The organism is bacterium, from assembly GCA_035281585.1.
In the GTDB taxonomy this organism is placed as follows: domain Bacteria; phylum UBA10199; class UBA10199; order DSSB01; family DSSB01; genus DATEDP01.
In genome coordinates, this window is record DATEDP010000070.1 from 35012 (window position 1) to 61950 (window position 26939).

At 65.4% G+C, this 26939-nt stretch carries 12 protein-coding genes; 5 read left to right on the plus strand and 7 right to left on the minus strand.

The genetic code is table 11. The features are described from left to right. Positions 1-64: 64 nt before the first annotated feature. On the minus strand, positions 65-2425 hold the full coding sequence (locus VJR29_05510; GenBank protein HKY62860.1) for a hypothetical protein: 2361 nt from the start codon (positions 2423-2425) through the stop codon (positions 65-67). A 272-nt stretch (positions 2426-2697) separates the two neighbouring features. Here VJR29_05510 and VJR29_05515 point away from each other — a divergent pair, with 272 nt between their 5' ends. After that, positions 2698-15756, plus strand: coding sequence for an FHA domain-containing protein (locus VJR29_05515; GenBank protein ID HKY62861.1), 13059 nt, complete (start codon positions 2698-2700; stop codon positions 15754-15756). Here the strand turns inward: VJR29_05515 and VJR29_05520 are convergent. After that, positions 15753-18275 (minus strand): hypothetical protein, encoded by a 2523-nt coding sequence (locus tag VJR29_05520; GenBank protein HKY62862.1) that lies wholly within the window; start codon positions 18273-18275, stop codon positions 15753-15755. The genes VJR29_05515 and VJR29_05520 overlap by 4 nt on opposite strands. 197 nt (positions 18276-18472) lie before the next feature. Between VJR29_05520 and VJR29_05525 the strand changes: the two genes are divergently transcribed. Beyond that, positions 18473-20029: a gamma-glutamyltransferase gene (locus VJR29_05525; protein HKY62863.1), complete on the plus strand. Its 1557-nt coding sequence runs from the start codon at positions 18473-18475 to the stop codon at positions 20027-20029. On the opposite strand, the gene VJR29_05530 is transcribed toward VJR29_05525, so the two are convergent. Next, positions 20016-20279: an EF-Tu/IF-2/RF-3 family GTPase gene (locus VJR29_05530; GenBank protein HKY62864.1), complete on the minus strand. Its 264-nt coding sequence runs from the start codon at positions 20277-20279 to the stop codon at positions 20016-20018. The two genes, VJR29_05525 and VJR29_05530, sit on opposite strands and share 14 nt — an antisense overlap. Before the next feature lie 30 nt (positions 20280-20309). Next, positions 20310-21701 (minus strand): aldehyde dehydrogenase, encoded by a 1392-nt coding sequence (locus VJR29_05535; protein ID HKY62865.1) that lies wholly within the window; start codon positions 21699-21701, stop codon positions 20310-20312. Between VJR29_05535 and VJR29_05540 the strand changes: the two genes are divergently transcribed. Then, complete coding sequence (locus tag VJR29_05540) at positions 21695-21952, plus strand: hypothetical protein (GenBank protein HKY62866.1); 258 nt, start codon at positions 21695-21697, stop codon at positions 21950-21952. The genes VJR29_05535 and VJR29_05540 overlap by 7 nt on opposite strands. 86 nt (positions 21953-22038) lie before the next feature. Here the strand turns inward: VJR29_05540 and VJR29_05545 are convergent, their stop codons facing one another. Beyond that, on the minus strand, positions 22039-22629 hold the full coding sequence (locus VJR29_05545; GenBank protein ID HKY62867.1) for a DUF924 family protein: 591 nt from the start codon (positions 22627-22629) through the stop codon (positions 22039-22041). A gap of 30 nt (positions 22630-22659) precedes the next feature. Then, the gene (locus VJR29_05550; GenBank protein ID HKY62868.1) at positions 22660-23838 is read right to left on the minus strand and encodes a GNAT family N-acetyltransferase; all 1179 of its coding nucleotides are present in this window, start codon (positions 23836-23838) and stop codon (positions 22660-22662) included. Here VJR29_05550 and VJR29_05555 point away from each other — a divergent pair. Both VJR29_05555 and VJR29_05560 read left to right on the plus strand, forming a co-directional pair. Further along, the gene (locus VJR29_05555; GenBank protein ID HKY62869.1) at positions 23837-24877 is read left to right on the plus strand and encodes a metal-dependent hydrolase; all 1041 of its coding nucleotides are present in this window, start codon (positions 23837-23839) and stop codon (positions 24875-24877) included. The two genes, VJR29_05550 and VJR29_05555, sit on opposite strands and share 2 nt — an antisense overlap. A 42-nt stretch (positions 24878-24919) precedes the next feature. After that, entirely contained in the window at positions 24920-25189 is a 270-nt protein-coding gene (locus tag VJR29_05560; protein HKY62870.1) for a hypothetical protein, read from the plus strand. Positions 25190-25251: 62 nt separating this feature from the next. Here the strand turns inward: VJR29_05560 and VJR29_05565 are convergent, their stop codons facing one another. Further along, a complete protein-coding gene (locus tag VJR29_05565; GenBank protein ID HKY62871.1) occupies positions 25252-26814 on the minus strand; it encodes a hypothetical protein in 1563 nt (520 codons plus the stop codon). Positions 26815-26939: the final 125 nt, after the last annotated feature.

The following is a 26939-nucleotide window of genomic DNA, read 5'->3' on the forward strand; positions in this document are numbered from 1 at the left end:
AAAACCTTGGCAGGTCGCAGATCCTTCGTCGCTTCGCTCCTCAGGATGACCCCGCCGGTGAATTTCACTGAGTGAAATAAGTCCAGTTCACCCAATCCCTCAAATAGAGTCCCAAGCCGGCGGGATGGACCGCCAGGTACTGGTCGAGAAGCCGCTTGTCGCCGTGCTCGGCCTGCCAGCGGAAGGCCCGAGCCTCGGCCAGCATCTCTTCGAGATAGGTTCCGTTCAAGCCCCGGTTGCTTTGACGCGAGGCCCGCTGGAAATGGGCGTGCTCGTGAACCAGCTGGACCAGCCGCAGGAAAGCCAAGTCGCGGTAAGCCTGGTGGGAGGCCGCCTCGACCTGCATGAGGTAAATCGAATCCCGGCCCGAGGCATCCTGAAAAGCGGGAACGAAAAGCCCGCTGAAGCTGCGCCGGCGCGAGTCGACACCGGTGAAGAGAGCGTCGAAGGCGTTTCGGGGCAAAAAAACCAGGCGAAAGCGCTCGGCCGCAAGGTCGCTTTCGATCGATTCGGAAACCGGATCGCCGAGCAGGAGAAGCGCGGTTCGCAAGCTGGCGCTATCCACCGGGCGTCGATTATCCGGCCAAACCTGCCCGAGCAGGCCCTGAGTTCGGCTCCTTCTCGCCGCCGCCCTTTCCCCATCCAGCAGCTCCGGAAGACGTCGGTAAAGTTGGGCCAGCTCCTGGGCCAATTCCGGTGCGGCAAGATAGCCGTCGTCCTGGCTGCCGAGGATCGATTCGGCGTCATGGAAAGGATGAGGCTGTCCGGGAAGGCGAATGCCCAAATCCATGTCGGCCAACTCGCGCAGCTTGGCGAGATGAGCCGGCTCCTCCGTTAAAATGCGGATCATCCTTTGGACTCGCAAGGCGCCGGCGGGGTTGAGCCGAGCCCGCCGCAAGGCCTCGACGACCAAAGCCCGGTGCTGCGGGTATTTTTCCAACCAAGCTTGCACCACCCGCGGAGAGCGCAGCCGGTCGCGCTCCGGAGCGAAACCATCGTAGGCGTGCAGGACCTGCCTTGCTTCCCGCGGCAAGGGCAAAAGCCGAATCAGCCGATGAGATTCGCCCGTGCCGGCCGCGAGCGCGTTGAGCCGCGATTGGCGCTCGGCCATCTCTTCCGGAATGAGCCGAATCCAGGGATCGAGCTCCGAGACCAAGGATTCGAGCCGATCGACGTTTCCGCCTTCGGCCAACAGAGCCAAAAGCCGGTCGAATCGGGCTTGGTCCTGTTGCTGAACCGTCGTCTCGAGGCCGGCCCGCACGACGCCGTTCAGGTAGCTGCCGCGAAGCCCGCCGGGCAAAGCATAGTTGGCGGCGTAATTCAGGCGCCGCAGGGCGAGCTCGAAGCCGGCGACATCCCCATACTGCGATCCGTTCAGCATCCGGATCAGGGCCGGGCCCAATTGGGTTTGGGCCTGGAGAGCTTGGACGCTTTGCACCACCCGCGAGGTGGCACGAGGGCCGAGCGCGGCTTGGAGCTCGCCCTGAAGCAAGGCCGCATCGATTTCCTGGCGGTGGTAAGGCTGGGTGATTTCGTCCTCGGGCCGGATGGCCGCCGCCAAGTCCAGCGGACGAAGCTCGGATCGAGCGGCGAATCGCCAAGCCGAAGCTTGAAGCGCCGGCTCTCCGCCGGCTTCGCGGAGCGGCGAAACTCTTCGGCCTCCGCTCAACAAGGCAGCGGCGATCGCGCCGCCGGCGCGGAGCTGCAAGAAAGTCTCGCCGGCCTCGAACCACCGGCTGGCCTCGTCCCGGCCCGGTCGAAGTCCGAAGGCCTCCTCGGCCCGATGACCGAGGTAGGCGCCGGCCAAGCTGCCGAGCCTCGCGGCGCCGCTTAACTTCAGACCGCCAAGGAACAGTGCGGTGCCGGCCAATTCTAGGGGTAGGGTGGCGGCTTCACCGAAACCACCCTCATATCCCAGGATGCCCCGCGCCAGGCGGGTTCCGAAGACAAAGGCCGGAACTTCCGCCAAGTAAGCGGTCCCGCCGGCCAGAGCCCGCGCCCGCCAACCGCGGGACCAAGCGCTTTCGGCGGCCAGGGCCAGCGAGCGCCCGACGAAGCCGCGGGTCAGCGCAGTCACCGAACCGGCCGCGAGAAAACCGAAGATCATCGCCGGATCGGAGGCCTGGCTGAAAAAATTCCGCGCCGAAACCTCGATCCGCTCGCCGAGCGGCCCCCGGCCCTGCAGGGCCTCGAGGCGCCGCTGCGCCCGCTCCACGCCGGGAGTTCCAGCCGGAGCACCCTCGAGAATCGCCCGATAGATCTGCAGCGCTTCGGCCTCGCGATGCCGGTTTTCCAAACGGCCAGCCCAAGCCAGCAGGCCGGCGGCGCGGAGTTCGGGGTCCCGTTCCCGGCGAAGCGAATCCCAATGACGGCGTTCCGCGGGCTCAAGTCCGGAGAGAAAGTTAGTGGATTCCAGGTTGCGCAAGGCGAAAGCATTCCCTCTTGTGCGCCCCTGAATTTTCGATGGGTATCGGCGCTTTTATCGAGCCGCCAGCCATTTTGTTGTTTAAATGATATATATAATCTTTTCAAGTAGTTATGGTGAAATAACCCGCTCCGATACAAAAGGGTTTGCGGGGACCCCGGCCTTGACTACAATTTTTGCGAGATCAGTCAACACCCGGGTATTCTCCATCCGATATATAAGGTAGCCATTCCGTTCATGGGGAGCACCGCGGCCAAAAGGAGTGTTGCGGTATGACTTCCCGTGATATTCGAGGGCTTCCGGTTTCCCCAGAGATTCCCAGCCCTCTCCCCAGTAGTCCTCAACCCATTCCAGCTCGAGAAACGGTCCCCGGTTCCGGCCCGCGGACGGGACGGGACAGCGCTCGCGACGCCCAGGACTTGAGCCGCACCGAAGGGTCGCGCGGTTTTTCCACCGAAGGCACCTCCTCCGGTCCCCGCGAACGGTTAACCTCCCAGCTCGTCGAGTTCAATCGCCTCCGCCAAAGCGAAAGCCCCCAAGACCGGGAACAGGCCCGGCGGATGCTAGCCCCAATGCTGGTCAACGTCCGAGAGGTTCAGTCTCACTTATCCACGGCGCCCCGCGATTTGAGCCGCGACTTGCTGATGATTCGCCAGACCGGCATCCTGGCCGCCGAGTTTCTCAACACTCACCGTTCCCGGGCCGGAACCGCCGCCTTTCGCCGCGAAGGCGCCCAGCTCGTCGATTTTCAGCAAGCCCGCGATCAAGCCGAAGCTTCGCTGCGAACCCTACGCCAGCAGGTGGTCCTGCCCAGCTTGCCGGCCCCCGGCGCCGCTCCCACGCTGGAGCATCTGCGGAGCGCCCGGCTGGCCGCGGCGATCAGCCGGGAGCTGGGCGATCTCGAAACGGCCCGGGCCGATTGCCAAACCTTCCGCAATCTTTTGAGCCGGATCCCGCGCAGCGCGCTGCAAGGCCAAGCCGGCCATGAGTTTTTGGACGAGACCCTGCGGTTCGCGGTCCGCAGCCAGAGCCAAGACCCGATGATGGGCGAGATCGCCTTGATCGCCGCCCATCGGGTGGCATGGCTGATGCCGGCGGCCGACCGGGACCTGGCGCTCTATCAATTCCTCGCCGTGAGCCAATCGCTGACCGGCTCCCGGATCGAGCGGATGACCCGGTATTGCACCCGCTATCTCGAAAACCGCCTCAGGGAGGCAGGCATCTCCACCGAGACCCGGAGCCAGCGGGCCTTGGAACAGGGTCAAGCCATCCTTTGGCTGCGAAGCCATGGCACCGAGATCGAAACTCCGCCGGCGGTGCTGAGCGCCCTGCGCAACGGCGGCGGCATCCTCGCCCGCTATGCCGAAGCGCTGAATCCGGAATCGCGGGAGCGTCCCGACGAGGTCTTGGCATCCTTGGCGAACCGGACTCCCCGAACCTTGAGCGAGCACCTGGCGGTTCGCTTCGGCGCCGAGCTGCGGGCTCAGGCCACCGCCACCGACGCCAACGGCCAGCCCTTGGCCGGCGATCCGCTGCAGCGGGCCTTCGCCGGCTTCGACGCCGCGGTTTACAACCGGGTCGCGCGGCTCGATTACTACGCCAGCGAGCTGCGCGAGCTCTCGACCGGCGAGGGCGCCCTCGCCGGACCGGAGCTGGCCCGGGCTCGAGCCGCCTTCAACAGCATTCGCGAGGTTCGAGCCCAAATCGACGGCCACCTCTCCGAGGACCCCCAGCTTCAGGCCTTCCAGCTGCAAAGCTTGCTCTCCGCCGATCGCCAGACCTTGGCCATGCGCCAACGCCTCGGCAGTCTCTACGGCAGCGCTCCCCGGGAGCTGTTGGGCGAAACCGATCAGGTCTATGCCGAAACCAACAGCCGCCTGCAGCGCAGCATTCAAAGCGGCACCCAAGCCCTGACTGAGCTCCGGGCCCGGACGGTGACGGCGGCCCAAGATGCCAACACCGCCCTGGCCACTCGAATCCAAGGCTACCGCCTCGCCAATCAAATCGACATCGCCTTGGGCCTGGGCAACGACCGAGCCCGGGACTTGAGCGAATGGCAGACCTTGATGGCTCAAGCCACCGACAGCGACGTCTCGACCGCCGACCGCTTCACCGATCTGGGAACGATTTTGTCGGGCTTTCATGCGCTGCGCCAGCGGCAGTATGACGAACGCTCGCTGGATCTGCGCGACACCGACTGGCGTTGGGGCGATCTGGTCAGCCCCTTTGCCCGCGGCAACCGCGAGCTGCAGGCCCAAATCATCGCCGCCGACCCCAGCCGAGTCCAGATGAGCCAGACCGACCTCAGCGCCCACATGACTCAGGCGCGGGACAGCCTCTTCGCCCTCTTGGCCATCGTGAATCCGCCGACCGATCCCTTGGCCCAGGCGACCAATAGCCATTACCAAGCCGAGGTGAACGTCTTGCTCGCCGCCCAGCCCGGCGGCGCGGCCGAGACCGCGGCCGCCCGGGTTCTGCCGATGCTTTCGGCCGACGGCTTCGTCAACTTCCAAAGCGAGCCCTCGGTCGAGATCGCCCTGGTCCAAACCTTGACCGACCAAGCCAACCAGCACCTGAGCCAAGGCCATGTGACGGTCGAGACGCTCCGCGATCCCGCCTCCGCCGTGAGCATGGAGAACGGCCAAAGCCGGCCGCTTTCCGATTTCATCGCCGGCGCCGAAAACAACCGGCTGACTTTCAGCGACGCTTACCGCGGCCTTTCGATCGACGATCAGCGGCGTGTCATCCAGCAGGCCTTGCACCTCGGCCGGCTCGGAGAATATCGGGCGGCCTTGGCGGCCGAGACCGATCCGGTGCGCCGCCATTTCCGCTCGGCGCTGCTCGAGCTCGAGCAGGGCAACGTGGTGCGCGGCCAAGCCGAGCTCCAGACCTTCCTGCGCGACGTCCGCCAGCCCGGCGAAGATCATACCTTGAGGCCGATCGCCGACCCCCAGCTCGCCGCGATGCGGACCGTGGCCCTCGACATGAACCGCCGACTCATGGGCCAGGCCTTGGACCGCATGGCTCAAGTCAGCACCGATCTCGACGCCCAGCGCAGCGAAAACGTCGCCGGTTTCCTCGACCGGGACTTCGGCGGCAACGAGGCCACCCTGCAAGCGCTCCGCACTTTGATCGACGACCCAACCCTCGGCTTCTACAGTCTCGATGAAGCCTTGCCGGTGGTCCGCCAGCAGCGGATCGCCGCCGCCCAGGCCGCCTTCGCCCGGGGCATTTCGGCCGATGCCCCGATCCTCCTGCCCTGCGGCCCCAACGTGGTCGGACTGCACAATATCGGCAACCTCAGCCTGCCCGAGATGTCGGCCATGCAGCAACGCCAGCAGGCCTTGGAGGCCGCGGCCTACCGGGGAATGGCGGTCAGCGGCCCCGGCCTCGAAACCCGCTTCGGCGCCGAAGGGCTCATCCCCTCGCGCAACACCCGGGCCATCTTCACCGCTTTCCACGAGCATCCCGACCAGGCCTTGGTCGGCGTGCCGACTTTGCGCTTGCCGGCCCGCGGCCAAATCACCTTCGCGCCCCATCGCGGCGCCGATCGCGAGCGGACTTCCATCCTCCGAGTCGAGGTCCCGCCCGAAGGCGGCGTGGTCATGGTCGAGTCCTTTCGCACCGGCCAGCTCCAGCGCACCGTCTTCCCGCCCTCGGACGGCCCGCGCTTCGTCCTGCTCTACCAACATCACGGCATGCACGGCAGCTCTCACCGCTCCGGCCTCGTCCGCGCCGAGGATGGCATCCCGATCGGGACCCACACCGAGTTCGATCCGATCCTGACCCATTTCTTCGACTTCGAGAGCTACGCTTCGATCCAATCCCGCGCCGAAAGCCCCGACGCCAATCGTCGGGCTTCGCTGGCCCTGGCCGACCGGCTGCGGACCCGCGAGGGCTCTTACACCGCGGCCGCCCGGATCTATGAAGAAGTGATGGCTGACGTCATCCATCAGGCCGAGCGCGACATTCCCCGATCCGAGCTCCAACGGGTGACTCTCGAAGCCGAGGCCGCCCGGCCCGAGATCCGCGAGGAGATCCATCGCCGGGTTTTCCAAATGGTCGAACGCGGCATGCCCCGGCCCAGCCAATCGACGATCGACAACATGATCGATCAAGCGGTGCAGCAGCGGGCTCGAACCCAGGTCCGGATGCTGACCTTCCAGCGGATCCGGGATCGCCGCGACCAGCTCGACCCGATCGCCCGCCAAGCATGGGATTCCTTCAACGACATGATGGACCCGCTGGACGAGTGGCTCAACTTTTCGGACTCGACCCAGGATCGAATCATCGATGAAGTGGTGGTCAACCTGGCCTTCACCGTCGCCTCGGGCGGTGTCGCCAGCGTCGCCGCCGGCGCCACTCGGGCCGTGGCCACCCGTTTGGCCGCCCGCTGGCTGGCGGCCGAGGGGACGACTTGGCTCGGCGAGCGCGCCGCGCTCTGGGCCGCCGGGCAAGGCGTCACCCGTTACGGCGGCCGGGCCCTGCTCTGGACGATGGGCGAGACCGCCACTCAAAGCGGCCGGCAGATCGCGGCCCGGGCCCTCATCTGGGGCGCCGGCGTCGGCGTCGAGGGCGTGGTCTTCCACGCCAGCATGACCGGGATGCAGTCGACTTGGGGCTATATCCGCAACGGCGAGTGGGTTTTCCCGCCGCCCGGCGAATTCGCCGCCGGCGCCGCCCACAGCGTCTTGATGATGGGATCGATCGGCGTCGGCAATGCGGTCTGGGGGCGGATCGGAAGCTCCCTGGGCGTGACGCCGCAACAGATCGCCCGGATGACCGAGCTGAGCCGGGCCGAACGGGCGGCGCGCCTGGCGGTGCACCACACCGGCCAGCTCGCCACCGAAGTCGCGGCGATGACCGCGACCACGCCGCGGCCCGAAGGCCAGAGTTTCACCACCGCCGCGGCTCACAACCTGGCGACCATCCTCGAGCTCCGCGCCGGCGGCCATCTCTTCCATGGCCTCACCGGCCACCGGCTCCAGCGTTATCAGCAGCAAATCGAAAACGAGATCCTGCAAACCCGGGTTCGCAGCATCGTCCAAGAGCGCTTCGGGCTCGACCCCAACAGCGCCGAAGGCCGGCTGATGGCCGGTGCGATCCATCACAGCCTGGCCGGGGGAACTTCGATCGATGCCGTCGCCGGAATGGCGACCCGCGAGCGGCTCGAAGTGCTGCGCCGCTCGGTGCGGCAGGAATTGAACGTCGATCCGAGCAGCGAGCAAGGCCAAATCCTGACCTCGCTCCTGCTCCGCCACACGATGGGGCGGGCTCGCGGCCCTCGGGGGATGGACGCCGCGATGATGGACGTGCCGGGCCGGCTCGGCGAGTTGAATCAGGCCATTCGCGGCATCGCCGAGCGCTCCGGCCTGCGAGGCGAGCCGGCCGAGCCATTGCTGCAATCGCTGCTGGCTCAGGCCTTGTCCCAGGGCCATGACGCCGAAAGCCTGCAGTCGCTCAACGCCAGTTTGACCCTGCTGATCGAGGGCGGCGGCTTCGGCACCGGCGAGGAGGCGGCCCAGCTCCGGATCAGCTTGCTGAATTTCGCCCTAGCCACCGGGCGGACTCACGAGCAAATCGCCGAGATGGCCCGCCACGCCGACGGCCTGCGCGACCGGATTCACGATCTGACCAACCAGCTCTACGGCGCCGGCGCTTCGCGCACGCCTTTCGGCCGCTCGGTTTCGAGCCAGCTCCTGATCTGGGCTCTCTCCCAGCCGGGCAATGCCGCGGAGATTCCGGGCCGGCTCGAAGCCCTGACCGACGCGATGCCCCGCATCATCGAGACTCTCGAGGCCGGCAATCGCGAGCTCGGCCTTTCCAATTCCAGTCTCGAAGGCCTGCGAAACTTCCACCATCTTTTCACCTGGGCGATGGCGGGCAGCCCCAGCGCCGCCGAGATTCAGCAGCGCTTGGAAACCAGCCGCCGCGAGATGCCGCGGCTCCGGGCCGAGCTCCGGCAAATCACCCAGACCTTGGGCTATGCCGAGGGCACCGAGGGCGCCAACCGCATCGCCGGCGCCCTGCTCACGGTCCTGGCCGGCGAGCCGGGCGGCGAAGCGGCCTTCAACCGCACTCGGATGGCGGCCTATCTCAGCTCGATCCAGGATTTCGGCCGCCAGATCGACCTCATTCTCTCCGCCGAATCCGGCGCATCGCTTCGACCCTACCGCTCCCAAATCGTCGAGCTGGCGATCCGAAACTCGATGACGCCCGAGGCTCTGAACCGGCTCGGCCAAGAGCTGCACACCGGCCGCCGCCGGCTCGAAATCAGCGCCGACGGCCAGCTCCATACCGTCGAGGACCCGACCGTCGCGCCGGTCGGCGAAATCACTTTGCCCCCCACCGAGCCGGTGGTCGCCACCGTCCCGGCCAACGCCGGCGGCACTCGGCCGCTGCGCGAAGCCGCCCGCCACGGCCGCGGGCCGCGTTCGGAGGCGGCGCTCGAGGCCGCCTTGGCTTTGCCCCAGCGCGAGGTTTTCATCGGCGACCAAGTGCGCGACGCCCGTGAGATCGCCGAATCGGCGAGCTTGGGCGGAAATCAGGATTTCCTCCGCGGTCTGGCCCAGATGGCCGCGACTATCACCCAGCGCGGCGACCGCGGCTTCGCCACCGGAGCCCAGCGGCGCCAATTCTTGACCGAGCAACTTCGGCGGGCCCGGGCCTTGGCCGAGGCCGCCGGCCAGGGCGAAAACCGCGCCTTGCTCCAACGGCTGGGAACCTGGGTTACCGAGACATTGCAAGGCGCCGAGCGCGGTTTCGCGCCGGCCGAGGCCGTCGCGCCGCTCGAGCCGCAAGCGCGCGGCGGCCAAGAGCCGGTGACGGTGCGGAATCCCGCGCCGCCGGTCCAGGAGGCGCCGGTCGGAACGAGCACCCGACGCGAGGGTGGTACCGGACTTCATCCCGAATATGGCCGGATCTTGCCAGGCACCGAAGTGGGCGGCTTTCGGATGGAAGGTTCGACGCTTCACGTCGACTTCCGACCGGAAAATCTGATGACCCGGAGAATTTCCGTCAATGGCCAGGTCTTCAGCATCCATCACGGAATGGAAAGCTTCACGCTGCGCAACGAAAGTCCGAGCGCGGATCATCCCATCACCGTGATCCACGCCAATCCCGAGCATCTCAACCTCCAGCAGACGACCTACGATTTTCGAATTCAGCTTCGATCCGAGAGCCTGGGGCCCGAACAAATGCGCGGAGCAGTCCAGGTTTCGAGCGTCGAGCCCCTCACCAACGCCGAAGGTCAAGCGACCGGCGAGGTCCGGATTCGCTTCCAACTGCCCGACGGTCAGGCTCATCACCGCATCCTGACGCGGCTCGAAGCCGAGCAAAGCTTCGGCCTTCCCCTCACCGCCGAGGGCCGTTTGGATCCGAGCCGTCCCGCGCCCAACCTAGTGCAAACCGAAGGCCGCTCCATCGGTCACGATTACCGTCCGCGCGAAGAGTCTCTCGGCAGCTTGGAAGACACTTTCATTGCGCCGGGCGACCGGATCACCATCGGCGGAGAAACCATCATCTTCGCGCCCGAGCTGCCGCCGGCGGCTCAAGGCCCCGGCCTTCAACCCGCGGTTCAAGCAGTGGTTCAAACCGAGGCCCAAAGCCGGCCGACTTATCGTCCACCTCGGCGAGCCCAAGCCAATGTCGAAGAAGCGCAGGGAAACGAGGGCCGGGCCCAACCTTTGACCCCTCCGCCTTCCGACCAGGCCCTCCAAGCTCCGGCCTTCCCTCGGCCGCCGCGAGTTCCTTCTCCGGGCATGACGCTCCAGTCCCACGTCGACATTCGCTTGGTCGAGCTGGCTTTTCCGCCGGGCTACGCCCGCCCCAGCTTCACCGAGTTCACGCTGACCGCCGAGGCCCGCAACATCGCCGAGCACCTCGAAAGCTCGGGCCATGGCGAGCTGGCCCGCGCCCTGCGCGAAGATTTGCAAAGCTTGGAAAGCACGGCTCACGACTCGCCGGAGTTCGAGGCGGCCATTCAGCGGGTCGGCTCGATGCTTCACACCAGGTACATTGAAGGCGAATTTTCGCGGACGCCGGTGCCGTTCATGTCCGACAACATGTTCCTGCACTTCGCCGACCGGATCCGAGAAATTTACGGCCACCGATCCATGGGGCCCAACGAGAGCGGCGTGCGCCGAACCGACCAGCCGCGCCGCGGTGTCGAAGTTCAACCGGTGGTCGCGACCGGCACCGAAGGCAACGGCGGCGAGCGCGGCAGCATCCGGCCCGGCCAGGTGACCGTGCTTCCGGGCGGCGGAACTTCCAACCGGAGCGCCGCGCCGATTCCGCCGCTGCCTGAAACCGGGCCCATCGGCGAGGCCGTCCAGCGCGGCCGCCGCTTGGCCGCCGGCGATTCGCCGCTGGCTCCCCATGCCCGGCGGGTCATGGACCGATTGGCCCAAATGAACCCAGATAGTCCGGAGTTCCGATCGACTTTGGCCGAAGCCGAAACCTTGACGGAGATTGCCCGCGACGCCCAGCTGACCGTTCCCGAAGCCGGCCATCCCGAACACGATGCCATCGCCGCTCGCCGGGCCTTGGCCCAAAGCGCTCAATCGGCCTTGGAGCGAAGCCGCCTCCTGGCGGAAGGCGATTCGCCCATCGCCTCGCATGCTCGTCGCGCGATGGAGCGTTTGCCCCGAGCCCGACTCGGAACCCCCGAATTCCGCTTGGCCCTGACCGAGGCCGAAACCCTGATCGAGATCGCCAACAGCGCCCAACACGATGCCAACCCGGTTCGCCAAGCTTTGGCCCGTCAAGCCCAAACGATCCTGGCGCGAGGCGAAGCCGGTTCGGCAACCTATTCCTTGGCGCTCAAAACCTATCGTTTGGCGGCCGGCGATTCTCCGCTCGCCCGTCACGCCGCTCCGGTCCTGGAACGCCTGGCCCAAAGCGAGCAAGGCACGCCCGAGTTCCGGGCGGCCCTGGTCGAGGCCGATACCCTGACCGAGATCGCCAATACGGCCCAACTTCGACTCCCACCACGCGGTCACCCCCAGCACCGCTTCGCCTTGGGCTTCCAAGCCTTGGCCCGCGGCGCCGAGGGCAGCCTCGGTCGAGTCGCTCCGGGCTCGCCCGAATACCAGCAGGGCTTGGCGGCTTATCGCCGCGGCCGCGACAGCGTGGCCCGGGACTTGGTCGAATCGCATCGCTCGGCGATGGAAAACGTCTTGGGCTTCCTGCGCGAGGTCGGGCAAGGCGGCGAGGCCTGGACTCGAGCCCAGCAGGCCTATCCTTTCCTCGAGCCGCCCCGGATGGCCGAGTCGATTCCGCCTCACGGCCGCCTCAAGGCCGAGGCCGACGTCTTGGCCAAGCTCAACCGCCGCGACTGGACCTCGCTGGAACCGATGACCGATCTCGCGGGAACCCGCGTGGTGGTCGAAGGCTACGAAGATGTCACTCCCCTGCTCGCCGCCATTCAGGCTCGAACTCAGGCCGAGACCCAGCCCCGTTACACCATCCGTGAAGTCCGCGACGCCGAAGGCAACGTCACCAGCGCCCGCGACCGCGATGGAATGCGCCGTCTGATCGAAGGCGCGCGCAGCGGCTACCGGGCCATCCATATCGTGGTCGAAGTCGAAGGCCGGCCGGTCGAGATCCAGGTGCAGACCCGGGCAATGTACGAGTGGGGCCGGATCCAGCACGGCTTGATCTACGCCGAGGTCCGGGGCAGCAGCGGCGGCGGCCAAGCCGCGACCTACGCTTTGTCGGGACCGGCCCGTCGGGCCGCCGATGCTTATTGCACCCAAGTGGCCTCCTACCTCGCCGACATCGAGCAGGGCGCGACGCTCGGCGAACGACCCTCGGCCGACGCGGTAATCCGCAGCTTGCCGGCTGACATTCCGGCCGATGCCCGCCGCAGCGTCATGGCCGAGCTGACCCGAATGGACGAGCTGATCACGGCGACCGAGCGGCGCTTCCGCCAGCCGGCCGAGGAAAGCCCGGGCGGTGCCCAGATCATCGCCTTCCCCCGCCGCGGCCAAGCTCCGGTCGAAAGGACTCATGCCGAAGCGGCCGGCGAAACCGAGTCCTCGCCGCCACCGCCGACTTTCGTCTCGCCCTTCCCGGCCGGCGCCGAGGGCGTTCGGGCTCGCCAGACTTTCGCCCGCGCCTTGGAAACCCAGCTCAACGGCGCCTTCGGCGATATGATGGAAGCCTCGGAAATCACCGCCGCCCGGGCCTACGTCCAAGCGGTGGGCCGGGGCGAAGAGCCCTCGGCCGAAGCCACCGCGGCGGCGCTCGAGGCTTTCTCCTATCGGACGACCCGAACCCTCGCCGATGGAAGCCATATCAGCGGCGGAATGATCCGAATCCCGGCCGAGGAGCCGGCGCCGAACAGCATGTTCCGAGCCACCGTTTTATCGGTAAACTCTGCCGAAGGAACCGTTCGGCTTCGTTGGCGAGAGCATGAGTTCACCCTGCGCGGCTTGGAGCACGGCCCCCTCCCCTTCCGGCCCGATCAAGTCGTCACCTATATTCCGGCCATCGCCGGAGCCAGCGGCGCAACTTTCCGAATGACCCCGCCGGGGTCGGGAGCCTCGGTCGGCGAGATCAGCCCAATGTCCGGCGTCCAGGAATTCACCGTCGGCCGCGAGCACGGCCAAGGCTACGACGACCGGATGTCGCGCAACCACGCCGTCTTCCGCCGCGGCCCCGACGGTCGCTGGACGGTGGAGGATCTCAACAGCTTGAACGGCGTTCACATCGTCGGACCCGGCGGCCAGCCGCTGCGCCTTCCCCCGGGCCGGCCGGCCCTCTTGCAGGACGGCTCGGCGGTTCAAATCGGCCAGCATTGGTATACCTTCCGGCCGCCGCTCGAACCGGCCATGGTCGTCCCGGCGCCCGAGCTTCGGCCCGGCTTCCCGGAGCCGGCGATCCTGGCGCCGCGGCCCGGCCAGACCCGCTTCAGCCTTCAGCCCGGAGTCACCGTCGAGCGTGCCGGCGACCATTGGTATCTGGTCAGCGGCGAGACCCGGCTTCAAGTCAACGGCCAAACCCGCCATGGCACCAACCCGCTCCGCGACGGCGACCTAGTCGAAATCGGCGGACGCACCTTCCGTTTTCAATCGGAGCTGCGGGTCCTGACCCACGGCCAAGATGTCGCCCGCATCGCGGTTCCTGAAATCGGCCACGCCCGCGTCGGCGGTTTCGATGCCGCCGTGGTGTCGGGCCGGATCGGAAGCGACGGCCACGTCGAATTGTGGCTGGCCGAAATTCGGCTTCCGATCACCCAGCCCATCGTTCAAGTCGCCTCCCTGCTGCGCCTGCCCCGCGAGATCGCCGAGCAGCACGGCTTCCGCTTCAACTCCGACGGCATGCTGGCGGCGGGCTCTCCGACTCACCTCGTCGTCCGCCGAGCCGAGCCGGCGCCGCCGCCCCATCCGGCGATCGAGGTCATCGATCACAGCGCCAGCGGGAACAGCCCGGTCGGCGGAGGGCCTTATCGCGGCGCCAACCCGGTGGAACGAGTTGAGCTGCCCCATCCGGTCGACCAGCAGGGGAATTCCTACACGATCGAAAACCATGCCGATCCCCGGATGGCCGCCAGGCTCGAAGGCCGAGGCGTCGCCGCCGCTCATCCGATTCGGGCCGTGCTCCATCCCGATGGCACTGCCTACGTGACTTTCGACCTCCAGGGCCAGTCGGGAGCTCCAGCTCGTCGGGTGGTCCTGCGAATGTCGACCGATCAAGCCCGCGATTTACTCCTGACTCAGCGCGATCGACCAGCCCGGGATTACCTGATTCGCCTGCGACAAGCGGCCCCCCGGCCGGCCGAAGTTCCGCAACCGCAAGGTCCCCAAGCTCCGCCCCCTCCCCAGCCGCTGGAAGTGACGGCCAGCAACGGCCAAAGTTTCCAAATTCTCCCGGTGGAAAGGTCCCGCGGACTCGAGGCCGTCGGACAGGCCCAACCGCTCAACCTGGGACAGTTCTTCGGCTTGAACCCCCGAATCCTTCCCGACGGCCGATCCCAGCTCCAAATCGTCATGGAAGTGGTCGAGACGCGGAGGCTGAGCGAAAATCCGCGGCCTCAGGGTGAGACCATCCTGATTTCCTTGACCCGTACCCAGGCCTCCGAACTGGGAATTCTCCGGCCCAACGGAACCTTGGTCGAAGTGATCGGTCTCAACCGCGCGGTCCTGCCTCCGGGAGCCGTTAACTTCCAAGGCCGTGGCGAGCGGGGGTTCACTTTCGGCCGCGAAGCCACGAGTGGATCGGCCGATCTCACGGTGTCGCCCGAAATGCGGATGGTCAGCCGGCACCAGGCCGTTTTTCGTTTTCGCGACGGGACGCTGAGCCTGCGGAGCCTGGCCCCAGAGGGAACTTGGGTCCTCGGCGCCAACGGCCAATGGACCGAGCTTCAACCCAGTGAAACTTTCACCGCCCTCCCCGAAGGAAGCCGTATCGCCTTCGGCCGACCCCAGGACGTTCGAGAACAAAGCGGAACGCGGACGGCCCCGTTCCAACCGCGTGGCGGCGAGCACGGCGACTTGCTGGTCTTCGAGGTTCGCGGCGGCCAACTTCAGTCTCTCACCGAATGCGGGCTGCGCTGGGCCGAGCCGGTCATTCCGCGAACTCCCCCGGCGCCGATCCAGCGGCCGCTGGGCGAAGCAGCCCGCGAGCCGGCAAGCGGTCAAGGTGACCTCGCTCCCCGCTTGGCCGCCGTCGCGGTCCCGCCGGCTCAAGGCCCTGGGCTCGACAGCAGCCATTCCTACCGGATCCATGGGCCTCAAACCCGCGAGGGCCATCAAGTCTATCGGCTGAGCCTCGACGAGCGCGGGGCCCCCGGCCATGTTCCGGTTGAGATCGAGATTTCCAGCCCGGTGGCTCTCGAGGACTCGGCGATCGAAGGCTTGCTTTCGCCGCGCCGCCGCGAGGCCGGAGTGGACGTGCGGGCGACCTATCGCGACCGCATCCCGCTGGCCGACATGCCCAATGGCGGAAGCCGGGCGCCGCTCGTCGACTTCTACGCCGTGACCGACGCCGAGGCGATGGGCTCGGCTTCTTCGCCGGGCCAACCCTCGGTCGCCATCGTCGATCCGACGGCCCGCACCTCTTCCAGCGATCCGCTCTTCGCGATCCAACGCCATGGTTCGGGCCACCGCTTGATCCTCCAAGGCGAAGGAGTCCAAGTGCGCGATAGCCAAGGCCAACCGCACCCGCCGGTGGCGGGCAACGCCCGGGCCTTCGACTTGCGCCCCGGCGACCGGATCCTCTTCGGCATGACCGAGCTGAGCTTCGACGGCCAGGGCTTCCGGATGGTCGCCCGCCTGGGCTCCGATGAAGTCAGCACCGAGGCGAGGCTGCGGGTTCCGGCCGGCGGCTAAAGGTCGTCGTTCTCGCGGACAAAGTAGTGGAAGTTGGCCCAATCCCGCAGGAAGAGGCCGAAGCCGCCGGGATGGATTTCGAGGTAGTGCCGGATCCAGCGGGCGTCGCCCTGCTCGGCTCGCCAGCGGAACATCTGGGCCTCGGCGAAGATTTCTTCGAGATAGGTGCCGCGGAGGCCGCGGCTCCCGGTTTGCCGGTCGGCCCGGCGGAAATGCCGCCATTCATGGACCAGGTAGGCCATGGCATTGAAGGACAAATCGCGATGGACGGCATGGGAGGCCGGACCTGGCCGTTGCAGGTAGATTGAATCCACCCCCGAAGGATCGCGGTTGGCCGACATGAATAGGCCGTGAATGGCCTCCCCGCGCCAAGTCGGATCGAGCCGGCGCCGCAAAGCCACCAGCTCTTCATGGCTTAAGATCACCAAGCGAAAGCGGCTTTGGGCCAGATCCCGGGCGAGCGATTCCGAAAGCGGATCGCCAAAAAGGCTCAGGGCCTGACCGATCCGTTCGGCATCGAAGGGAACCCGGTTGCTCGGCCAAACTTCTTCGAGAATTTCCCGGGTCCGGGCCTGGCGAATCGCCTCCTGCCGGGGATTCAAGAGCTCGGGCATTCGCCGGTAAAGCTCGCTGAGCTCGGGCGTCAGCTCGGGCTCGCTCAAATAGCCGTCGTCTTGGCTGCCGGCGATGACCTCGGCCTGATGGAGGGCCGGTATCAGGTGGGCCCGTCCCCGGGCCACCAGATCGGCGTCGTTCAACTCTCGGAGCTTGGCCAGGTTGCTCGGCTCGTGAACCAGCGTGTTGACCAAGCGCATGGTCCGCAATGCCCCAACCGGGTTCAACCGGGCCCGCATCAAAGCCGACTCGACCAAACCCTTGTGCTCCGAATTTTCCAGCAGCCAAGACCGGATGCCCTCGGCCGATTCCACCCGCTCGGCTTCGTTACCCAACAACCGGGCATAGGCATGAAGCGCTTGGCGGGCTTCGCGGTGAAGCGGAAGGGCCCGGATGCAGCCATGGCCGGTGCTGCGCAGCAAAATAAGCTCGCCGATTTGCTTGGTGCGCAGCAGCGGGTTTTCCGAGAAGAGCCGGTAGCGCGGCTCCAGCTCCGCGGCGACGATCTCCAATTGGTCGATGCCGCCGCCCTCGCCCAGGAAACGCAGCAGCCGGTCGAAGCGCGGCTGATCTTGATTTTGGACCGCCCGGTCCAAGGCCATCCGCGACAGCCAATTGACGTAGCTGCCGGACAGGCCGAATTTGCGGGAGTTGCCGACGGCGTATTCGAGCCGCCGCATCGCCAATTCGAAGCCCTGGATGTCATGGTACTGCGAAGCTCGAACCAGGTTCAGCCAGGGCTCGCCCCAATTCATTTGCTCGCGGATCGTCAAAAAGCTCTTGCTCACGACGCTGGTGGCCCGCGATCCCAAGTTCCGGCTCAATTCCTCTTGGGCGGCTTGGATCTGAACCTCGGAGCGGACCAGCTTGAGGGTGACCTCCTCGAAAGCCGACTCGCCGGCGGCCTGGAGCAAGGGCCGGCTCCGGATCGCCGGGAAAGACCGTACGGCCACCGGCGGTTGCAGCAGCCGCTCGCGCCGCGCCACTTCCAGGCTGGGGTTACGCGAACCGAGCAGGCTCGAGGCCAACCGGCCGCCGAAGCGAAGCTGGAGGAAGGTCTCGCCGGCATCGAACCAGCGGTTCAACTCGTCCTGTTGCGGACGGAGACCGAAACTTTCCTGCAGCCGGTGGCCGGCGTAAATCCCGGTCAAGGTGCCACCGGCCAAGACCGCCGGCGAAGGCGCCGATCGACCGGCCAAGGCCCTGGCGCCCCGACCGCTGAGCTTGAGAGCGCCGAGGAAGAGCGCGGCGCCGGCGAATTCCTGCGGCAAGGTGTCGAGTCGGCCGAAGCCCTCTTCATAGCCCAAGAGGCCATGAGCCAAACGGGTCGCGCCGACCAAGGCCGGCAGCTCGGCCGCGAAAGCGGTGCTGCCGGCGAGGGCTCGAGCTTGCCAGCCCCGAGTCCAGAAGCTCGGCGCCCGGGCGCCGAGCTGGGCCAAGGCGGCTCCGCGAGCCAGCGAGGCCACTCCGCCGGCCACCATGAAGCCGAAAATCATGGCCGGATCGGCGGCCTGGCGGAAGAAGCGGCGAGCCGCCACTTCGACCCGGGCGCCGATGGCGCCGCGCCCCTGCAAGGCTTCGCTGCGCCGGCCAACCCGATCCAGGCCCGGAGTATCGGCCGGAATTTCGTTCAGCAGGCTTTGATAAAGCAGCAGGGCTTCGGTCTCGCGGTGCCGGGATTCCCAACGGCCGCCCAAGGAAAGCAGCCCGTCCAGCAAGAGCTCGGGATCGCGTTCGCCGGCCAGCGATTGCAGATGGCGGCGGTCGGTGCCGTTCAAACAGGAGTGAAGCTCAGGATTTTCCAGCAAGCTCCGAACCAGGGCTGGACCGGGACCGGTGGAGGCGGAAGAAATGTCGCCGCCGAGCGCGGCGTTAAGACGCAAGTTGGAAACAAGGGGGTTCATCTAGCTGCAACAATTCCCTCTTGCGCCCCCCCAGGCGGCAATGCCACGGATCTATGAAACAATCGGTGATGCCGTTTTTATCGGAATCGACGGTATTTAGTTGTTAGGTAGTACAGAATCTTCGACATTTTCAATTAATAAAAAATATCTAGTCCTTTTAGTAGCTTATCAAGGCTACTTCGATTAAATCTCGAGGCGTGAGGATCCGGTTTTCCCGCATTTCTTGCCTCCTCTTGGTCCTGCTCGTCGGAGCCGGACCCCAAGCCTTCGCCGCCAAAAAACCGACCCCGCCGGCCGGCGCCGCCGCCACCCAGCATCCCCTGGCCACCGACTCCGCGCTTCGGGTCCTGGGCCAAGGCGGCAATGCCGTCGACGCCGCCATTGCCGCGGCCCTGACCTTGGCCGTCGTCGAACCCTACAATTCGGGCTTGGGCGGCGGCGGCATGGCCTTGGTGTGGACCGGCAAAAAAGCCCGGGCCTTCGACTTCCGAGAAACCGCGCCGCTGAAAGCCCATGAGCGAACTTTTCTGGAAGCTCCCGATCCCGAGGCGGCGCGGGTCGGCCCGCTGGCGATCGCGGTGCCGGGCACCGTCGCCGGCCTCGAATTATTGCACCGCCAAGCCGGCCGGCTCCCCTGGTCGGCCCTTTTCGACGAGGCGATCCAATATGCCGAGCAGGGCTTCAAGCCCGACGCCGAGCTCAAGAGCCGGCTCTTGCTCAAAGCCGATTGCCTGCTCCGCGACTATCACTCCGCCAAAATTTACCGGCCGCTGCTGCAACCCGAACCGGCAGGGAAATGGCTACAGGCCGACTTGGCCCAGAGCCTCAAACGGCTTCGCGACCAGGGGGCGGCGGCTTTCTACGAGGGCGCTCTCGGAGCCGAGCTCGTCGCCAATCTCCAGGGCAAGGGCGCCCTCCTCCAGCTCGAGGATTTGCAAGCTTATCGGGCGATGGAGCGCCAACCGGTCTCGGCCGGCTATTCCTTCGGGAAAATTTGGGGCATGCCGCCGCCCAGCGCCGGCGGCGTCGGCATCATCCTTGGGATGAACCGCCTGGAGGCCCGGCTCAAGAAAGACAAGACCGGCTGGGCCGCTCAGGGCGAAGCTTGGCTGGCCGCGGCGATGGCCGAGATGTTTCGAATTCGCAACCAGGAGATGGGCGATCCCGATTTCAATCCCGGCATGCCGCTCAAGGCCTGGCTGAAAAAAGGCGGCGAGACCAGTCACCTCTCGGTGATGGATGGCGAAGGCGGCGCCGTCGCCATGACCGTAACCCTTAATCTCTCCTTCGGCTCCTGCGTCACCGCCGGCCGGACCGGAATCCTGATGAACGACGAGATGGACGACTTCAGCACCCGGCCGGGGCTGCCCAACGATTTCGGCTTGGTCCAGTCGGAAAAGAACAAGGTCGAGGCCGGCAAGCGCCCGCTCTCCAGCATGTCGCCAACCTTGGTGACGAGGGGCCGTCACGCCCTGGCCGCCCTCGGCTCGCCGGGCGGGCCGCGGATCATGAGCTCGGTCTTTCAGGTGTTGGCTCGGCATTATTTCGGCAATGAATCTTGGCCGGCGGCACTGGCCGGCGAGCGCCTGCATGATCAGGGCGAGCCGGGCAAATTGCAGAGGGAGTCGCCGACGAACCGCTGGGGCAACGTGCAGGCGGTCGTCTATGATCCCAAGGCCAAGGCCTTCGGCGCCTTCAGCGATCCCCGAGGTCAGGGAAAGGCCGCAGTCTTGGGGGCGGCTATTGGTGAATGATGAAGACCCGGTCGTGCTCCCGCACCTTGTCTTCCACCGGAATCCCGACATGGGCGCCGGGTAGCGCTTCACGGACGTCCTGATGCTCGATCTGCATCGAGGTGACGGTGGCTTCCATGTCGGTGGTGTGTCCCTTGATGTGGAGGCGGTCGCCGAGTTTCAGCTTTCCGTTCTTCAGCCAGATGCCGGCGATATGGGCGTGGCCATAGTAATGGTCGACCTGGCCGATTTCTTCTTCCCATCGATCCATAAAGTCTCCTTCTCGATCAGCTAAATTTTATCAACCGATCAGCTTTTTGACCAGCTTGAGCTTGGCGCTTGAATAGGGCGGGTAGCGAACAGGCACGTCGACCCAGGTCGAGCGCTTGAGCACGCTGCGGGGGTGGGAAAAAGCTTCGAAGCTCTTGCGGCCGTGATAGGCGCCGAAGCCGCTGGCCCCGATGCCGCCGAAGGGCAGGTCGGTGGCGGCGAAATGGGCGATGGCGTCGTTGACGCAGCCGCCGCCGAAGGAAACCGAACCGAGGACCTTTGCCTCGACCGGGGCCTTCTCGGTGAAAAGATAGAGGGCCAGGGGACGGGGCCGGCGGCGCACTTGGTCGAGGGCCTGGTCCAAATCCTCGAAGGGGAGAATCGGCAGGATCGGTCCGAAGATTTCCTCCTCCATCACGGCCGAGCTTGGCGCCGGGGCTTCGAGCAAGGTCGGCTCGATGTAGAGATCGGCGGCATCGCTGCGGCCGCCGCTGAGGATCTTTCCTTCCTTCAGATAGGCGCTGAGCCGCCGGAAATGGGCTTCGTTGACGATCCGGGCATAGTCCGGGCTTTTCTGAGGGTTCTCGCCGAAAAATTTTCGGATCTGGCCTTTCATCTTTTCCACTAAGGGACCGAGCAGCTTGGCCTCGACTAAAACGTAATCGGGCGCGATGCAAGTTTGGCCGGCATTGAAGAACTTCCCCCAAACGATGCGCTTGGCGGCCTTGTCGAGCTTGGCGCTGGCCTCGACGAGGCAGGGGCTCTTGCCACCCAGCTCCAAGGTCAGCGGGGTGAGATTTTTCGCCGCCGCTTCCATGACGACTTTTCCGACCCGGGTCGAGCCGGTGAAGAAGATGTAATCGAAGGGTTGCGCCAGCAGCTCTTGGGTCGCTTCGACTCCGCCCTCGACGACGCTGAGGAATTCGGGCGAGAAATTTTCGGAAATCAATTTCTTGATCAGGGCCGAGGTGTGGGGCGCCATTTCCGAGGGCTTGATCACGGCGGTGTTGCCGGCGGCGATGGCGCCGGCCAAAGGGCTCAAGGCCAAGTCGAGCGGATAATTCCAGGGGCTGATGATCAGGACGGTTCCGTAGGGCTCGCGGGTGATCTGGGCCGAGGAAGGCCAAAAGGCCAGGGGCAAGGCCGGCTCCTCGGGCTGACTCCAAACCCGAAGCTGGCCGCGGATGAGCTTGAGGTCCTCGAGGATGAGTCCGAGCTCGCTGACATAGGCCTCGAAGGTCGGCTTGCGCAGGTCGCGGCGCAAAGCTTCGTAGACGTCTTTCTCGGCAAAGCGCAAAACCTTGATCAGCTTGTCGATGGCTTTGAGCCGGAACTCCAAATCCCGAGTGGCGCCGCTCAAGAAAAATTCGCGTTGGGCTTGGATCATGGGGAGGATTCTGGCATTAGAAGCCGAGGATGCCAACCAATTACCAAATCCGAGTCCACACCGCCGACGGCCGCCAAATCTGGTGGAAAAAGCAGGGCCAAATCGCCCTCCTGCCCGAGGAGCTGGCCGACACTTGGGTCAGCAAATTCCGGCCCGACCTCTGGGAGATCAGCCCCGAGGGCGAGATGATCGGCGTCGGCCGGGGAGCCGTCGGCCTCAAAATATTGAAGGTCGAAAAGGTGCCGGCAGTTCCCCCCTTTGAAAAAGGGGGGCAGGGGGGATTTTAAAGACGTGGCAGGTGCCTAAACCTGCATTGGTATTCATGCGACCGCTTCAAATCCCCCCTTGGTCCCCCCTTTTTCAAAGGGGGGAACTAGAAAGCGGAGTTCGGCTCCTTCAGAAAAGCCTCTTCCTCCGGCGTCGATTCTCGTCCCAAGATTTTATTGCGATGCGGAAAGCGGCCGAAGCGCTCGATGATCTGGGCGTGGCCCCGGGCGTAGTCCAAATTCTCGCCCTGCCCCAGGCTCCCGAAAGCCTGCAGGGCTTGAGCCTGGATCTCCCGGTCTTCCGAATGCTCCATCGGCATGTAGAAAAAGATCCTTTGCTCCGGCCGGAGCCTTTGGTCGAAGCCGCGGCGCTGGCCCTCCAAGCTCGCCGCCAATGCGAGGCGGTCTTGAGCGAAGGCTTGGGGGCTATCGCGGTAAATATTTCGCGAAAATTGGTCGAGCAGCAGGATGTAGGCCAGGCAGCTTTCGGGCTCCTCGCGCCAGGAGTCGAGCTCGCCCCGAGCCGCCGCCCGCAGAGTCGGCTCGAAGCGGCGGCGAATCTCCCCGTCGAAGGCCGGATCTTTCGACCACCACTTGTCGGCGGCCTCGCCCCACCAGAAATCCAGGATGTCGCGTGGGCTCTTGATGCCCCCCTTTGAAAAAGGGGGGTTGGGGGGATTTTGCGGAGCCTGTTCCACGGAAAGAGTTTAGGCGTTCTGCCGCAATTTTTAAATCCCCCCCTGCCCCCCTTTTTCAAAGGGGGGAACATCCGGTCCCGTTTTGTAACTGCCGTGTTCGGTGGCGTAGTCCAGCTCGGCCTGCACCGCCCGGCTCTCTTCCCGGATATAGTGGGCGATGGCCTGGCGGAATTGAGGATGCTCGATCCAATGGGCGCTGTGGATCGGCTCGGGATCGAAACCGCGGAAGATTTTGTGCGGCACCCCGGCGCCGGCGTCCATCTCGCGGAGCCCTTGGGCGATGGCGAAGTCGATCCCCCGATAATAGGCCAGCTCGAAGTGGAGGTTGGCGTAATCGCGCAGCGAACCCCAATAGCGGCCGAAGAGGCTTTGACCCTTGCGGTAGTGGATCGCCCCGGCCACCCAGCGCCGGCCCTCCCGGGCCATGGCGAAGACCAAGTTGTCGCGCATCCGGCCATGGACTTCCTCGAAGAATTCCCGGTTCAAATAGGGCGTGCAAAATTTCTTGTGGAAGGTCACCGCATAGAAATCGTGCATCGCGGCGACTTCCTCGGCGCCGATCTCCCCGCCGCTCAAGGTGACGATCTCCAGCGGCAGCTCGGCGACTCGCCGGCGCTCGCGGGCGATTTGGAGCCGGCGCTTTCGCTTCAAGGCCTGGAGAAAATCCTCGAAGCTCCGGTAGCCCCGGTTGCGCCAGCGAAACTGATAGCCCCGGCGAATCATCGCGCCGGCCCGCTCGAAGTCGGTGATCTCCTCGGGGCTGAGATAAAGGAAGTGGACACCGCTCCCCCCAATCCGTCGATTTTCATCGAGCGCGGCCGCGATCAAGGCCGGGGCGAGCTCGGCCCTTTCGGCCTGGGGGTGGATCAACAGCTTGGGACCGGTGACCGGGGTGAAGGGGCTGGCCGACAGCAGCTTCGGGTAATAAGCCAAGCCGTTCCGGTGGTAGGCCCGAGCCCAGGCGAAATCGAAAATGAATTCGCCGTCGCTGTTAGTCTTGATATATAGATAGGTTGCGGCCGAAAGCCGCGAGCCCTCGCGGATCGTCAGATAGAGCGGAATCCATCCCGCCGCCTCGCCGACGCAGCCGGTCCGCTCCATCGCCGACAAATAATCGTAGGACGCGAAGGGAAAATCTCCGCTTTCCAGCGCGTCCCAATCTTCGCGCTTGAGATCGCCCAGCGAGTGATGGATGCTGATTTCGGCCATGGATCCTATCACTCAAGGTGCCCTCGGCGGAGCCGCCGCGCAAGCCATCTTTTACCGCCGGGTCAGTCCCGCGATCACTTGGGCCGGCATCTTGGGCGGAATGGCGCCGGACCTCGACGTCTTCATCCGCTCCAACGCCGATCCGCTGCTCTTCCTGGTTTATCACCGCAGCTTCACTCACAGCCTGGCCTTCATCCCTTTCGGCGGCGCCGCGGTCGGTCTCTTGATCTGGCTGCTGCTCGGCCGCCGCCACCGGCTGCGCGACCTGATGTTGGCGGCCATCGCCGGCTTCGCCACCCACGGCCTCCTCGACGCCTGCACGACCTACGGCACCCTGCTCTTCTGGCCCTTCTCCCATCGCCGGATTTCCTGGGACTTCATCTCGATCATCGATCCGATCTACACGGCGATCCTCATCGCGGGAGTCATCTATGCCGCGGCCCTCCGCCGGGGCCGGCCGGCCCTCCTCGCCCTGATTCTCTCGACCGCCTATATGGGCCTCGGCGCCTGGCAGCATCATCGGGCCCTCCAATTTCAAAAAGACATCGCCATCGCCCGGGGCCATCGAGCCGTCGAGGGCCGAGCCATGCCGACCTTCGCCAACCTGCTGGTCTGGCGCTCGGTCTACCGGAGCGACGGCCGTCTTTATGTCGACGCTCTCCGCATCGGTGCCGCCGGCAAGCTCTATTGGGAAGGCGGATCCCTGCCCCGCCTCGACCCGGCTCAATTGAATCCGGCGCCACCGCCGGGCAGCCTTTTGCAACAGGATTTGGAAACCTTCGAGTGGTTCGCCGAGGGCTACACCGCCATCTTGAAACAGCAGCCCTGGGAGCTCGCCGACCTCCGGTTCTCGGCCCTGGCCAATGGCACTCAACCGCTGTGGGGAATTCGCTTCGACACCGTCGAGCCCCATCGTCACGTCGAGCGCTTGCGTTTTCCTTGGGCCCGCGGGCCCGGATTCACCGCGCTGGGCGGCATGATCCGCGGCACCTGGCCGGAGGGCCGTCCACCGCCGAAACCTTTTGAAAAAGCTGAATAAAATGATTGAACCGAAGGGCCCGGCGTGATTACATGGTCCCCTATGTTGAAACAGGCTCCCGCGGAGATTCAATCCGCCTTCGAAGATTATCTGACTAGCGCCAATAAACTGGTGCCCGATCCCAAGGACGACGCCAAGTTCTTCAAATTCTTGATCCTCCTCCATCAGAAGAACGTCGCGGTCGAATCGGTCGAGATTTACGAGCTGCTCGAATCCCGCGGTTTCGACGAGGCCATGCAAGACCACCTGGTCATCTTGCTCGAGGGTGGCCGCGAGCTGCTCAAAGAGTACGACAAAGCGCTCGGCCGCTAATTTACCAAGGTAGCAAGGGCCTTTAGGCCCGCTCTTCTTTCTCTCCAACGCGCAAAACGGGGCTAAAGCCCCTTTCTACAGTTTTTCTTTATCCAGGCTAGAGCCGCCTTCATCCCATCCACCGCCGCGCTGGTGATCCCGCCGGCGTATCCCGGCCCTTCGCCGCAGGGAAACAGGTCCTTCACGGTGAGGGACTCCATCGTCTCGGGGTCCCGCGGAATGCGCAGGGGCGAAGAAGTCCGCGATTCCACCGCGTGAAGCAGGGCCTCGGCCTGAGCGAAGCCGGGGCGGCGGCTCTCCAAATCCTGAAAACCGCGGCGCAGCGAGGCGACGATCCAATCGGGCAAGAGCTTGGAGAGGTCGGCGGCGACCACCCCCGAGGGGCAGCTTGATCTCACCGAGATCTTGCCTTCGCGGCCAGCCATGAAATCGCCCAAATGCTGAGCCGGAATTCTCCGCTCCTCACCCCGGCTCCGGCTGGCTTCGAAGACCCGGCGCTCGATCGCGGCCTGAAAATCCTTCAGCCGAAAGACTTCTTCTCCCGGCACTTTCTCGGCCGGAACCGTGCAAACCACCGCCGCGTTGGCCCAGGGCGAATTGCGGTGGTAGTTGCTCATGCCGTTGACCACGATGCCGCTCGGATCGGTCGAGCTCGAGATCACGTAGCCGCCGGGACACATGCAAAAGGTGTAAACGCCGAGCTGGGCCTCGATCCCCTGGCTTTGCCATTTGTATTGGGCGGTTTCCAGGCCCGGCAAGTCGCAATGCTCGCCGTATTGCCAGCGGTCGATGGCGCGCTGAGGATGCTCGATCCGCAAACCCAAGGCGAAGGGCTTGGGCTCGAAGCCGACCCCTTGCTCGCGGAGCCGGAGGAAGAAATCGCCGGCGCTGTGGCCGCAGGCAAGGATGAGCCCGGCTCCATCGACGATCGAGCCGTCGCCGAGGCGAACGCCCCGCACCCGCCCCCCTTCCAATTCGAGCGCCTCGACCCGGTTCCCGAAGCGCAGCTCGGCGCCGCGGGCGATCAGGTCATCGCTCATCCGCTTGATGACCTCGCGGATCAAATTGCTGCCGACGTGGGGATTGTAGACATAGGAAATCTCGGACGGCGCGCCGTAATCGACCAAGGCCTGCATCACTCGCGGGATCAGCGGGCTCTTGATCCGGGTGATGAGCTTGCCGTCGCTGAAGGTCCCGGCTCCGCCCTCGCCGTTGCAGACATTGCTGTCGGGATCGAGCTCGCCCTTCCGCCAATAGCGGCTGATCTTGAGCATCCGGCCATGGGTCCGCTCGCCGCGCTCGAAGAGGATGGGCTTGATGCCGTGGGCCAGGAAGGTCCAAGCCGCGAAGAGCCCGGCCGGGCCGGCGCCGAGGATGAGCGGTGGCGGGTCCCGCCAGTCGAATCGGGGAAAGGGCTCGAAGCTTTTTTCGGGCTCTTCGCCGGCAAAATAGATTTCCAGCGAATAGACCCAGGCCAAACGCCCGCGCTGGCGGGCGTCGAGGCTGCGCTTCAAGACGCGGATCTGCTGGATTTGACCGGGATCGAGACCGAGTCGATCCGCCACCGCCGCGCGGAGGTCGGGGGCGGGCTCGTAGGGTAGGCGAAAATCTTGGATCTTCTTCATGAGCTGGGATGGCCGCGATTTAGGCGGCAATCAAGGGAAAGGATACCCCCCTTTGAAAAAGGGGGGAAGGGGGATTTAAAAGCCGTCGAGCATTGAAAACGGTATTTCTGAATACAAGCCGCCGC

What these genes read in the sequence shown, in the direction of transcription:
- VJR29_05540 (HKY62866.1), top strand. Translation starts at nt 21,695, where the DNA reads ATGCCAACCAATTACCAAATCCGAGTCCACACCGCCGACGGCCGCCAA.
- VJR29_05520 (HKY62862.1), bottom strand. Translation starts at nt 18,275, where the DNA reads ATGAACCCCCTTGTTTCCAACTTGCGTCTTAACGCCGCGCTCGGCGGC.
- VJR29_05550 (HKY62868.1), bottom strand. Translation starts at nt 23,838, where the DNA reads ATGGCCGAAATCAGCATCCATCACTCGCTGGGCGATCTCAAGCGCGAA.
- VJR29_05530 (HKY62864.1), bottom strand. Translation starts at nt 20,279, where the DNA reads ATGGATCGATGGGAAGAAGAAATCGGCCAGGTCGACCATTACTATGGC.
- VJR29_05560 (HKY62870.1), top strand. Translation starts at nt 24,920, where the DNA reads ATGTTGAAACAGGCTCCCGCGGAGATTCAATCCGCCTTCGAAGATTAT.
- VJR29_05515 (HKY62861.1), top strand. Translation starts at nt 2,698, where the DNA reads ATGACTTCCCGTGATATTCGAGGGCTTCCGGTTTCCCCAGAGATTCCC.
- VJR29_05555 (HKY62869.1), top strand. Translation starts at nt 23,837, where the DNA reads ATGGATCCTATCACTCAAGGTGCCCTCGGCGGAGCCGCCGCGCAAGCC.
- VJR29_05565 (HKY62871.1), bottom strand. Translation starts at nt 26,814, where the DNA reads ATGAAGAAGATCCAAGATTTTCGCCTACCCTACGAGCCCGCCCCCGAC.